General features: G+C 58.5%; 12 protein-coding genes and 1 tRNA gene. 10 read left to right on the top strand and 3 right to left on the bottom strand.

Annotated features, from left to right (window positions below; genetic code table 11):
* Positions 1-31: 31 nt before the first annotated feature.
* Positions 32-544, bottom strand: a complete 513-nt coding sequence (locus GR183_RS00895) for a MarR family winged helix-turn-helix transcriptional regulator (protein ID WP_160773704.1) — start codon at positions 542-544, stop codon at positions 32-34.
* 281 nt (positions 545-825) lie between these two features.
* On the opposite strand from GR183_RS00895, the gene GR183_RS00890 reads away from it, so the two are divergent.
* From GR183_RS00890 to GR183_RS00880, 3 genes are all read left to right on the top strand, one after another.
* Entirely contained in the window at positions 826-1,635 is an 810-nt protein-coding gene (locus GR183_RS00890; RefSeq protein ID WP_160773703.1) for a transporter, read from the top strand.
* 119 nt (positions 1,636-1,754) lie between these two features.
* On the top strand, positions 1,755-2,645 hold the full coding sequence (locus tag GR183_RS00885) for a peptidylprolyl isomerase (RefSeq protein ID WP_160773702.1): 891 nt from the start codon (positions 1,755-1,757) through the stop codon (positions 2,643-2,645).
* Positions 2,645-3,631 carry a HupE/UreJ family protein gene (locus GR183_RS00880; protein ID WP_160774170.1) on the top strand — a complete coding sequence of 329 codons (987 nt, stop codon included), beginning with the start codon at positions 2,645-2,647 and terminating at the stop codon, positions 3,629-3,631. Before GR183_RS00885 ends, GR183_RS00880 begins: the two co-directional genes overlap by 1 nt.
* A gap of 376 nt (positions 3,632-4,007) precedes the next feature.
* Here GR183_RS00880 and GR183_RS22315 read toward each other — a convergent pair whose 3' ends face one another.
* Together GR183_RS22315 and GR183_RS00870 are read right to left on the bottom strand one after the other, a co-directional pair.
* The gene (locus tag GR183_RS22315) at positions 4,008-4,925 is read right to left on the bottom strand and encodes an eCIS core domain-containing protein (protein WP_376765741.1); all 918 of its coding nucleotides are present in this window, start codon (positions 4,923-4,925) and stop codon (positions 4,008-4,010) included.
* A gap of 227 nt (positions 4,926-5,152) precedes the next feature.
* Positions 5,153-5,229 (bottom strand) — tRNA-Ile (locus GR183_RS00870).
* Positions 5,230-5,396: 167 nt separating this feature from the next.
* Between GR183_RS00870 and GR183_RS00865 the strand changes: the two genes are divergently transcribed.
* From GR183_RS00865 to GR183_RS00835, 7 genes are all read left to right on the top strand, one after another.
* Positions 5,397-6,497 carry an AI-2E family transporter gene (locus GR183_RS00865; RefSeq protein WP_160773700.1) on the top strand — a complete coding sequence of 367 codons (1,101 nt, stop codon included), beginning with the start codon at positions 5,397-5,399 and terminating at the stop codon, positions 6,495-6,497.
* Positions 6,498-6,567: 70 nt separating this feature from the next.
* Positions 6,568-7,308, top strand: coding sequence for an SIMPL domain-containing protein (locus GR183_RS00860; protein WP_160773699.1), 741 nt, complete (start codon positions 6,568-6,570; stop codon positions 7,306-7,308).
* A 244-nt stretch (positions 7,309-7,552) separates the two neighbouring features.
* Positions 7,553-8,167 (top strand): glutathione S-transferase family protein, encoded by a 615-nt coding sequence (locus GR183_RS00855; RefSeq protein ID WP_160773698.1) that lies wholly within the window; start codon positions 7,553-7,555, stop codon positions 8,165-8,167.
* Between the two features lie 102 nt (positions 8,168-8,269).
* Entirely contained in the window at positions 8,270-10,066 is a 1,797-nt protein-coding gene (locus GR183_RS00850; RefSeq protein WP_160773697.1) for an SLC13 family permease, read from the top strand.
* 212 nt (positions 10,067-10,278) lie between these two features.
* Positions 10,279-10,812 (top strand): adenosylmethionine decarboxylase, encoded by a 534-nt coding sequence (gene speD, locus GR183_RS00845; protein WP_160773696.1) that lies wholly within the window; start codon positions 10,279-10,281, stop codon positions 10,810-10,812.
* Positions 10,809-11,681, top strand: coding sequence for a polyamine aminopropyltransferase (gene speE / locus GR183_RS00840; RefSeq protein ID WP_160773695.1), 873 nt, complete (start codon positions 10,809-10,811; stop codon positions 11,679-11,681). Before speD ends, speE begins: the two co-directional genes overlap by 4 nt.
* A gap of 116 nt (positions 11,682-11,797) precedes the next feature.
* Positions 11,798-12,298 (top strand): cytochrome b, encoded by a 501-nt coding sequence (locus GR183_RS00835; RefSeq protein WP_160773694.1) that lies wholly within the window; start codon positions 11,798-11,800, stop codon positions 12,296-12,298.
* Positions 12,299-12,315: the final 17 nt, after the last annotated feature.

The raw sequence follows: 12,315 nt of genomic DNA, 5'->3' as shown, positions 1-12,315 counted from the left end.
CCGCACCGTCAATCGCGACCTGTAAGGGCCGTCAAAGATTGTGCTTGCGCACATTGCGCATGATCTTGCGCAAGGTGCCGAGAAACGCCTCTCGCTCCTCCTCGCCGATGCCGGCCAGCATCTTCTCATAGGCATCGCGCATGAGCGGCCAGACACGGGCAAAGGCGGCAGCACCCGCATCGGTCAGGAAAATCTCCCGCGCGCGGGCGTCGTCTGCGCGGGCTATGCGTCGCACGTAGCCTTGCGATTCCAGACCGTCGAGCGTGCGGCTCATGGTCGACTGTTCGGTGACCGTGTAGACGGAAAGCTCCATGATCGTGAGACCCGGAATAACCGACAAAACGGCAAGCGCGCGCATTTGCGCGGTCGTCAGGCCGAACTCGCGAAGCTCCTTCTGTATGTCCGCATTCCAGCGGCCCATCACCCGGTTCATCAGGTAGGGCGCGAAACGATCCAGCCCGATTTCGCCAAGTGTCGCCGGCAGGCTCTCGGCTTCAGCCTCTCGCACGGCCGATATGTCGGATTTCGGTTCCGGCAGGTCCATTTCCCCTCAACATGATTCCGGATCATGCCTCGATTACATGCATATGAATGGACTATAGACCGACAGAGGGCGACTGCGCCAGCCCCCGGCAGACCGAACGATATTGCGATTAAGCTTCAACTTTTACTTCCGCATTTCTCGGCGAAATTGCCACACATGCGATTTATCAGTCTCCAGACTGAACGTCGAAGGCCTTACCCATTTAAATCCTTCTTCAAATCCACAAAACTTACGCATCGGCACAAATTCTTGAGAGAGAGAGAGAGAGAGGAATACCGCTGATGCTCAAGGCCGCCAGATTATTCCTCCTGGGAATTGCAACAGTTCTTATAGTTTCAAGCAATTACGCACGGGCGCAGGATGCGGACCTCGCCAAGAAACTCTCCAATCCGGTCGCTTCGCTGATCAGCGTGCCCTTCCAGTTCAACTACAACACGGGCTACGGCCCGGCGGACGGAGACAATGTCACGCTCAACATCCAGCCGGTGATCCCGATTTCGCTGAACGAGAAATGGAACCTCATTTCCCGCACCATCGTGCCCGTCGTCTGGCAGGACGATATCGCGGGCAATTCCGGCACGCAGTTCGGGCTGAGCGACACGACCCAAAGCCTGTTCCTTTCGCCTAAGGACCCGGGACCCGGCGGCATCATCTGGGGCCTTGGTCCCGTCTTCCTTCTGCCGACAGGCACCGACAGCCTGTTGAGCACGGAGAAATGGGGCGCCGGCCCAACGGGCGTCATCCTCAAGCAAAGCGGGCCATGGACCTACGGCATGCTGGCCAACCACATCTGGTCGTTCGCGGGCGACAGCTCCCGCTCCGACGTCAACTCCACGTTCCTGCAGCCCTTCCTGTCCTACACCACACCGACTGCCTGGACCTTCACGCTGAATTCGGAATCCACCTACGACTGGACGAACAACGAATGGTCGATCCCGATCAACGCCATGGTCGCCAAACTCGTCAGGTTCGGCGAGCAGCCCGTCAGCTTCCAGGCGGGCGTGCGCTACTGGGCGGACAGCGCACCAGGCGGACCGGAAGGCCTGGGCGCGAGGTTCGCCGTGACGTTCCTGTTCCCGACCGGGAATTGAACCGGTCGCCGGAAATTTCGCAAAACCGTCCGCAAAATCCCAATATCCCGCGAGGGCAATAGCGGGCTATAGTGCCTCTTTGCGAATGAATTCAAATGCAAAGGAAGCGCAACCCTGGCATGAAGATCGTCCGCCGCATTCTTGCCGAGCCGCTCGCCCAGTTCCTCTTGATCGGCATCGCGGTTTTCGGGCTCTATTCATTCGTCAACAGCGGCGAGACCGGTGGCGACCGCCAGACTATCGAAGTCGGACCGGGGCGGATCGCCCAGCTTTACGAATCCTTTTCCAGAACCTGGCAACGCCCGCCGACGCGCGACGAAATGCAAGGCTTGATCGACGCCTACGTGAAGGAGGAGATCTTCTACCGCGAGGGGCGCAAGCTGGGGCTCGACCAGGACGACACCGTCTTCCGCAGGCGGCTGCAGCAGAAAATGGAATTCCTGATCGAGCCGAACGCATCGGACCTTTCGCCGAGCGAGGAAGAGCTCGCGAAATACCTTGAAGACAATCGCGAAAAATTCCGCCGCTCGGAGCGCATCGCCTTCCGCCAGATCTTCCTCAACCCGCAAAAGCGCGGCGGCGAGGCCGAAGCCGATGCAAACGCCCTGCTCGACGCGTTGCGCTCGGCCGAAGGCGAGATCGATGTGGGACGCCTTGGCGATCCGACCCTATTGCCGCAAACGGTACCGCTGGTCTCCGTGGAGCAGATCGAGAACACCTTCGGCAAGGAATTCACCGGGGAACTTTTCAAGGCCGATGCCGGGCAATGGACCGGCCCCTGGCGATCGACCTACGGCCTGCATCTCGTTCACATCGACGACCGCGAGGCCGCACGCGACCCGGCGATCGATGAAATTCGTGACGCCGTCCTGCGTGAATGGGAGGCGGAAAAACGCCGCCGCATCGCCGAGGAGCGCTATCTGGACCTGAAAGAGAGATACGAAGTGAAGGTCACATGGCCCGCGCCGCGCGAAGACGACGTGCCGCCGAAAAGCGCGGCAGCACGGTGATGCGCCTCTTCCTCCTGATATTTCTGGCCTTCGCCGGGTTCGCTCAGTCAAGCGTCCTGGCGCATGAGCTTCGCCCCGCATTTCTGGAAATCACCGAGGCCAGGCCCGGCATATACGACGTGCTCTGGAAGGTGCCGGCGCGCGGCGAATTCCGCCTCTCGCTCAATGTTCGCCTTCCCGAGAATTGCAGGGAGACGGCGGCTCCCGTCATCTCAAACGACGGTGTTGCGGTCCTGAGCCGATGGAGTGTCGCCTGCGAAGGGGGGCTGGCGGGCCGGAGGGTTGCGATCGACGGCCTGGCCTCGACCTTCACGGATGTTCTCGTCCGGATCGCGCATCTCGACGGAAGCGTGCAATCCGCACGCCTCATGCCCGACTACCCGCAAGTGACGGTGGAAGCATCGCCAACTTCGACCGATACCGCGCGCACGTATTTCCTGCTAGGCGTGGAGCACATTCTGCTCGGGTTCGATCATCTCCTGTTCGTTCTGGCGCTGCTTTTGTTCATAGACAACACCCGCAAGCTGGTGGAGACGGTCACGGCCTTTACCCTCGCCCATTCGATCACCCTTGCATTTGCGACGCTCGGGCTCGCCCATGCGCCGCAGGGGCCGGTGGAAGCGCTTATCGCGCTCAGCATCGTTTTCGTCGCGGCGGAAATCCTGCGCAAGGAAAACGGCCGGGTCGACCTTTCAAGCCGCTATCCATGGGTCATCGCGTTTCTGTTCGGCTTGCTTCACGGCTTCGGTTTCGGCGGCGCGCTGCGCGATATCGGCCTGCCGCAAAACGACGTGCCGCTCGCGCTCCTGACCTTCAACCTTGGCGTGGAAGCCGGCCAGCTGATCTTCATCGCCTTCACGCTGCTCACGATCGCCGGCCTGAAGCTGATTTTTACCAGCCCGACACCCTTGCCGAAAACGATCATGACCTATGCCGTCGGCTCGGTTTCCGCCGTGTGGTTCGTGGAGCGGGTCGCGGGGCTCTAGGCGGAGCGAGGCGAAACGCAGATACGCTGAAATTCGGGCTGGGAATCAATATTCTGGAAAAATGGTGGGCCCGGAGGGAAAAGACACACACCATAAGAGATCTATATATTTCAGATAGATATAGATTCTTCGGAGTAAAGCCTTGGAGTAGAGGGAGACATCAATCTGTCTTTCCACGCGGTCTTGCAGTCAGACAATTGATCTCTATTTTATTGGATATGAAAAAATATCTCTATTCATTGTTGATCACCCCAAAATAACTTTAAATTCAATGCCATTATTCTCAAATTGGCATACATGCCTCTACAGCTTCCGGGCGAAAAAGTATTATAAAAGACTTTTTATTGAACGTAGGAAATCCAATCGATCTACCGATTTAGGGTACGACACCGCCGATAGGCCCACCGTTCGTGGCGCAAAAACATTGCGACCCGAATGGCGCCACTACGTTCATCAAGCAACGCCCCCATGGCGTCGAGCAAGTTTGCCCCATTTGCGGTGGTCTTACTGCTCCAGGCATTAAGTGAGGCGGAGATCCTCTGACTAAGTTGGGACAGCCCACACTGCTACCTTTTGAGATGGCGGAGCTCTCGATGTCGATATAGTCGTGCACGTTAAATGAACGACGTGACAACACTTGCCCCACGGATTTCATAACATATTCGGACATAAACGGCTCAATCCCGCCTCTACGACGGTATTGATCGACATGTTCAAGTTCATGCGCCAGAAGCTGAAAGCCTGCACAGGTTGCGAAATCGATTCGATTTGTAAAGTATATTTCGTACCCAATCGTGATATGTTGCCCATGCCGTGTATTAATATCAAATGCAATTTTCACTAAACTTAAGTCAAATCGAAAATATCTAGAAAGATCATTCTTTAATTTAGGTGAAATTCTGAAGTATTTACCCGATGCTTGCCTTCGCAAATCAGAAATGTATTGGTCTATGATCGGGCGAACAAAACTATATCCCCCTCTCGCAATTATTTCATTCGAACAATCTCGTGGCCTCTCAAGGCATTTTTTTACTGTTTCTCGGGGAACAATGCCACCCTGACGCAATGGCCCGGAAAATATCGCTCCAGTTACAGCACCTCCCCCAACCTGACATGTCTTCTTTCTTGCTTCACATACAGGGTCGTTTCCGCGCAAGGTGCAACCTCCAAACGGATTACTAATCAGACATCTGCTACAATTCTCATTGGGATCACAAGCACTTACTGGGAAGCTAAGCGCCAACAAAATCACAAGCTGAAGAGCAAGAAACTTCAATAAATTAAAATAAGACATAGAAACCTACTTCAATGTCGCGCCAAAACTTAAGCACTATACAAGATCAAATAAAAATTGTCACGCGCGGCGCATAATTTGATAAATTTGGACACTTCACTAGTCTTTTTAAGTGATGCTAATTTGAAAACCAGCTGAGACTTGCGAAGCAGGGCAACCATATTTCGCAGATCGCCTTTCCTGAGAAGGGGCGGACCGGAACGAATGGAAAAACAGAAAAAGAAAAATGGTGGGCCCGGAGGGACTCGAACCCCCAACCAATCCGTTATGAGCGGACGGCTCTAACCAGTTGAGCTACAGGCCCTTCACTGCGCTTCGTACACCAGCCGGGCGACAGGTGGCAAGCGCGCGCTTGATCATGCCCCGTGCTTTTCCAGCGAAAGAGGGAGATCGAGGCGTTTCCACCCGTTTCGGTGGCAATCGGATGCGAGGGAGTTTACGAAAGGGAATAGGAGACAACGGGATTCGGACATGCCGCGTTCGCTTGCAACCGTTTCGCTTGCGCTTTTGACGGTGACGCTGATCGGCTGGCTGCTTCACGTGGGGCGCTCGCTGCTGCTTCCCTTCGTCATCGCGCTGGTCGCCTGGTATCTGATCAACACGGTCGCGCTAGGCTTCAAGAAACTGCCGCTCGGACCGTTCAGGCTTCCCGGCTGGGTGGCGCTGCCCGCCGCCCTTCTAACGATCTTCGGCGTATCAAGCTTCGTGTTCGACCTGGTCACAGCAAACCTCACGGAACTTGCAGGGGATGCGCCGCTTTACCAGACAAGGCTGGAACAGGTCTTCAACGAACTCATGGCGAGCCTTCAACTGCAGGACCAGGTGGAATTGCAGGACCTTCTTCCCAGCGGGATCGTAAGCAAACTGATATCCGCCGGTGCCAGCATCATCACGACGGTGGCGGGCTCGGCATCGCTCGTCTTCATCTACGTGCTTTTCCTGCTGATGGAGCAATCGACCTTCGACCGCAAGCTCATGCGGCTTTTCACGTCCAAGGAAAGGGCCGAGGTCGCCTTTGCGATCCGCGCGGCGGTCGGCAAATCCGTGCGCCACTACGTCAACATAAAGACCGCCGTCAGTGTCATGACGGGCCTTCTGACGAGCGCGCTCCTGAGCTTCATCGGCCTGCCCTATGCGGCGCTATTCGGCTTCATCGCGTTTCTTTTGAACTACATACCGACAATCGGCTCGCTCATCAGCGTGATCTTCCCGAGCATGCTGGCGCTCGTCTATTTCAAGGACCTGAGCCAATTCCTGATCATCGCGGGCGGGCTCGGCCTGATACAGTTTTCGATAGGCAACATCCTGGAGCCGCGGCTGATGGGCACGAGCCTCAACCTTTCCGGCCTTGTCATCATGCTGTCGCTTGCCTTCTGGGGCACGCTATGGGGCGTGACGGGCATGGTGCTTTGCGTGCCGCTGACAGTGCTCGGGCTTATCGTCTGCGCGCAGTTTCCCGCCACCCGGCCAATCGCGATCCTGCTTTCGGCCGATGGCGAAGTCGGCGAACCGCTGGCATTGCACGAACATGCCGACATCGCCGGTTCAACGGAGAATCACCCCAAAGCGTAAGCGCCACCGATCCGCCGCATTCACCCACGACTGTTTCCACCCAACGTATTGAAAACAAAAGGTCCGATTGATGAAAACGCATCCACGCCCGTCCGATATCCTTCGCGCCCTGGGGCTAGCCATCGCCGCCGCCGTAATGCTTGCGACACCGCTTGCGGCCCAGGAAAAGGAGCAGCCGGCGACGATCAGCATCTCCGGCGAGGGCAGCGTTTCGGCAGCCCCCGACGTGGCGATGGTGACGAGCGGCGTCGTGACGGACGGAAAGACGGCGGCCGAGGCGCTTGCCGGCAACTCCGAGGCGATGAGCGAAGTCGTCAAGACGATAAAGGCGGCCGGCATCGAAGCGCGGGATATCCAGACGTCGGGCTTTTCCGTCTCGCCGCGCTATGAGCGCATCAAGAAGACGAACGGGAACGAGACACTGGAAATCGTCGGCTACCGGGTGACGAACGGCGTGAGCATTCGCGTGCGCGATCTTGAGAAACTGGGCGGCCTGCTGGATGCGGTGGTCAAGGACGGCGCGAACCAGGTGAACGGCATCTCCTTCATCGTCAGCGACGGCGACAAGCGCCGCGACGAAGCGCGACAGGAAGCCATGGCCGATGCGATCCGCAAGGCGAAGATCTACACCGAGGCCGCCGGAGTGAAACTGGGCAAGGTGCTTTCGATCAACGAGAACTCCTACCCCGTTCGCCCGAAGGGCTTCGCGCTGGCAAGGGCGGAGGCCGTGTCCGACGCCGCACCGCCCGTGGAAGCGGGCGAAAGCGAGCTGAGCGTGCAAGTCAACGTCACCTGGGAACTCGATCAATAAAGACAAAAAGGTCAGGGGGAGCCGCTCCGCCAGGGAAGAGACGAACGATCGATACATGCCCCATGGCGACAACGGCCATCGCCATGGGGCCGCTCGAAAGCCTTACGGGTCACGATAGCGTGACCATGCAGTTCGAGCGCCCATTTTGCGTTAGGCAGACCACAGGATATCGGGAACACACATCGTTCCGTCGCTCCCCCCAAATCCCACGACGGCACCTTCCAGCGCAATAAGCAGAGCCTTGATGAAATTACTGTATCAGACGCATTCTCCATTTGCCCGAAAGGCCCTTGTATTCGCCCATGAGACCGGAATTTCAGACCAACTGACGGTCGAGCATCACGAAACGAGCCCGACAAACGCAAATGCCGAGGTCTTCGCAGAGAACCCTCTTGGCAAGGTGCCGGTGCTCCTGAGGCCCGGCCGTTCCGCCTTGTTCGATTCCGATGTCATCTGCGCATTCTTCGACACGCTGCACGACGGCCGCCCACTCATCCCCACCGACCCGGAAGAACGATGGGCTGCCCTTCGCCTGCAGGCGCTGGCGCAGGAGATGGCGCAGGCGGGCATAGCCGTTCGCTGGGAAAGCACCCGGCGACCGGAGCAGCTTCGCTACCCTCAGCTTCAAGAGGGCTATGAGCTCAAGCTCAAGGAAAGCTACCGCTGGCTGGAACGGGAAAACCTGTCCGAAAGTGACCTGAACATCGGCCACATCGCGCTCGCGACCACATTGGACTGGCTCGAATTTCGCGATCTGCCGTTGTTTCGGGACAGCCCCGGGCTTACGCGCTGGTTCGATGAATTCCGGCAGCGTCAGTCGATGCAGCTGACGCCGTTATCGGGTGAGACACACGATTAGCCGTGTATTGCAATGGCATCGGCTTGATTGCCGCCGATTTTCGGAAGCTCAAGCGTCAAGACAAATGTCGAAATCCGCAAGCGATTTGATCATAGTATCCGGATGCTGCAATTCGTCGCCGAAAATCAGGCTTATGTGTCGCTCGCGGTTCTTCTGCTGGTTTTCGTTGGCTTCGCCAGCGAACGGTTTCCGCCCGAGGTGATCGCCATCGGCGGAGCGGCGATCATGCTTGCGCTCGGCCTCCTGAACGTAGGCGAAGCGCTCAACGTCTTTTCGAACGCCGCCCCCATAACAATTGCCGCGATGTTCATCCTGTCCGGCGCGCTGGTGCGAACGGGAACGCTGGAGGCCGTAAGCGGCCTTTTGACGAAGAAACTGGGTGGGCGAAAGGCGCTCGCCATGACGGCGCTGCTGTTCGGAACGCTCGTCTTCTCCGGCTTCGTCAACAATACGCCGATGGTGATCGTGCTCATTCCCGTCGTCATCAAGCTTGCAGGCGAAATGGGCGAGCTGCCGTCCCGCCACCTGATCCCGCTTTCCTTCGCCGGCATTCTTGGCGGCACCTGCACGCTTATCGGCACCTCGACGAACCTTCTGGTCGACGGCGTGGCGCAGTCGCAAGGGATGAAACATTTCGGCATTTTCGAGATCGCGCCGGTCGGCATCGTCGTCGCGATCGTCGGCATGGTCTATCTGCTCGGTATCGGGCGCAGGCTCCTGCCCGACCGCGCCGGCATCGGCGACTTCGAAGCCTCCGACGATGCGGTGGCGTTTTCATCCGAAATCATGATCCCCGCGGATTCGGACTATATCGGCAAGGAACTGGGCTCAACGGCCGCGCTAACGCCCGCTTCCGTTACCGTGCACGGCATGATCGGCAAGAACGGGGCGCTGGCTCCCGCATACGCCAAACAGGAACTGAAAGCGGGCGACCGGATATCGATCAGCGCGCCGGCGGCGGAAATCCTCACGCTTTCCCAGGATGAAAACGTCATCATCGGCGAGCCGAGGCTCATGCTGGCCCCGCCACGGGAAGACGAAGAGCCCCAAATCGTCGAGGCGCTGGTGGGGCCGGACCGATCCGTCAACGAGCGCACGATACGCCAGCTTGCCCTTCCGATGCGCTTCGGCGCGGCCGTCCTCGCCGTGCACCGCCACAGGGTGCTGCCCGCCGGCATCCCTATCGAAAACATCCGGCTGAGGTCCGGCGATACACTAGTCCTTTCCGGGCCGGCGGAAGGCCTGCGGCGGCTTGCCGCCGCAGGCACATTTGTAGGCCTGAGCGCACCGACGGAACGGCCCTACCGGCGGCGGAAGGCCCCGATAGCGATCGCGACGCTCGCTGCCGTCGTCATTCTGGCCGCGCTCAACGTCATGCCGATCGCGGGTCTTTCGATGATCGGCGTCGCCTTCATCCTGCTGACGCGCTGCATCGATTCAGACGAGGCGTTCCAGGCGATCGACGGGCGCGTCCTGATCCTGATCTTCGCCATGCTCGCCGTCGGGCGCGGCCTTGAAGACGCCGGCGCCGTAAACCTGATCGTCGAGAGCGTTCTGCCGGCGATCGAGAACGCGCACCCTCTGGTGATCCTCGCGGCCGTCTACCTGCTGGCTTCGCTCCTGACCGAGCTCGTGACGAACAATGCGGTTGCCGTCGTCTTCACGCCCATAGCGATAGGCCTCGCGCAGCAACTCGGGCTCGATGCGCGCTCCTTCGTCATGGCGATCATGTTCGGCGCGAGCGCCAGCTTCGCAACACCCATCGGCTACCAGACGAATACGCTCGTGTATGGTGCCGGCAACTACCGTTTCCTCGATTTCGTGAAGATTGGGCTGCCGCTCAACATCATTGCCGGTGTAACGGCAGTGCTGGCGATCTGGTTTTTATTCGGCGTCTAACCATCTTCCGACAAGGAAATTTATCATTGAGTCCGCTTTTCATGGACGTTATACGCACGGTTCGCATTAGCGCGCTTCGCCAATGTTTGCAAGATTTGTTCCGATATCCGGACTTGCGGATATACCGGAGTTTTTCATTCCGGCCGGATGTGCCACACTGGCCGGAGACCGCCTGAAAGTTCAGGTTTCATCTGCTGGTTGGGGAGACCGCCATGTCTGACGACGGCCTCTTCCAATTGGGGATGGACTTGGCGGCTCGCGACGCCGGGATCGACGAGATCGATTCCAGCGGGCCAAGAAGCACCACCCAGACGGAAGATAACAGCGACACCGCGATCGCAGCGATTTTCACTGAGGATCGGCTGGACCACTTCATCGAGAAAAAAGGGGTGAAGTGCGCCGGCGCGCATCTCATCATCGACCTCTACGACGCGACGAAACTCGACGATCTCCCCTATATCAAGGAGACGTTGAAGGAATGCGTCGAGAAGGCCGGCGCCACGCTTCTTCACATCCACCTGCATCCGTTCCAGCCGATGGGCGTCAGCGGGGTGGCGGTGCTCGCCGAAAGCCACATTTCCGTGCACACGTGGCCGGAAGCAGGCTATGCGGCCTTCGACGTCTTCATGTGCGGAGACGCGAAACCCGAGCGATGCGTCGAGGTGCTCAAGCGCGCCTTTGCGCCCGCACGCACGGAAGTGAGCGAAATCCTGCGCGGCGAAAAAGTGGCGCGGGAAATCGCATGAAGAACGGGCTGCATTTCAACGAAACGCTCTATCCCGGCGTTCAGGTGAGCTATGAATGCCGGGACATCCTCTATCAGGAGCGCACCGAACACCAGGAACTGGTGCTTTTCGAAAACCCGGTTTTCGGCAAGGTCCTGATGCTCGATAACATCACCCAGGTCACGACGGGTGACGAGTTCATCTACCATGAGATGATGGCGCATGTGCCGATCCTTGCGCATGGCAACGCCGAGGAGGTTCTCATCATCGGCGGGGGCGACTGCGGCATGGCCGAAGAAGCCTTGAAGCATCAAGGCGTCAAACGCCTGACGCAAGTCGAGATCGACGCTTCCGTCGTCGAATTCTCACGCGAGCACTTTTCCGAGTTCAACGCTCCCGTTTTCGAAGACGGCCGCTTCGACCTTGCGATCGCCGACGGTGCGCGTTTCGTGCGGGAAACGGACCGGCGCTTCGATGTCGTGATGATCGATTCCACCGATCCGGAGGGGCCGGGCGCCGTCCTCTTCACCGAGGAATTCTACCGCGGCGTCCACCGTTGCCTGAAGCCCGGCGGCGTTCTCGTCACGCAGAACGGCGTGCCCTTCCTGCAAAGGGCCGAACTCGTCTCCTCGATCAGGCATCTTTCGAAAATCTACAAGGATGCGACTGCCTATATCGCCGCTATCCCGACCTATTTCGGCGGGCACATGGCGCTCGGCTTCGCAAGTGACGACCCAAACCTTCGCAAGGTGCCGCTCGAAACGCTTAAACAGCGCTTCGAGAAAGCCGGCTTCGAGACCCGCTACTACACACCGGAAGTACACCAGGCCGCCTTCGCACTGCCGAAGTTCATTCTCGACGCGGTGGAGGAAGGCCTAACCACGGACTGAACGCGGCGGCGGAATACATTTTGCGACAATTCCGACAAAAACCCGCGACAATGCCTCGCTAGCATGATGCGCCACCTGAATTCGGTGGCGGCATCATGCCGGACGAGAGGTTCATCATGTCGACGTCTTCCCCATCGAACTACAGCCTTGCGCAAATCACCCTTCATTGGCTGATTGCCGCCCTTGTCGTCTTCCAGCTGGTTTTCGGTGAATCCATCGCGCATGCCGAAAGGGCGCTTGCCAGAGGCCGCGCGGTCGACGCGATCGACCTTTTCCTTGCGAACGCCCATATCTGGGCCGGCTTTGCAATTCTGGCCCTGATGATTGCGCGTCTTGGCCTGCGCATCCGCCACGGCGTTCCGCCGGCACCGGAAAAGGAACCGGCATATGCCGTTCTCGTAATGAAGGCAGCGCATTTCCTGTTCTACGTGCTTTTGTTCGCGGCCCCCATAACAGGCGCGATCGCCTATTACCTTCTGCCCGAGGCGGGCGAAATCCACGAAGCCATGAAGCCGGCCTTCATCGTGCTGATCGCCATCCACGTGCTTGCCGCACTCTGGCACCAGGTCATCCTGCGCGACGGCGTGATGAAGCGCATGATCCGGCCGATCCCCTGAGGCAGTCTATCGGCCGG

The sequence above is a fragment of the Stappia sediminis genome (assembly GCF_009826895.1).
Lineage (GTDB): Bacteria > Pseudomonadota > Alphaproteobacteria > Rhizobiales > Stappiaceae > Hongsoonwoonella > Hongsoonwoonella sediminis.
Note: the sequence above shows the minus strand (reverse complement) of the source record. Positions and strands in the feature narration are given on the sequence as shown.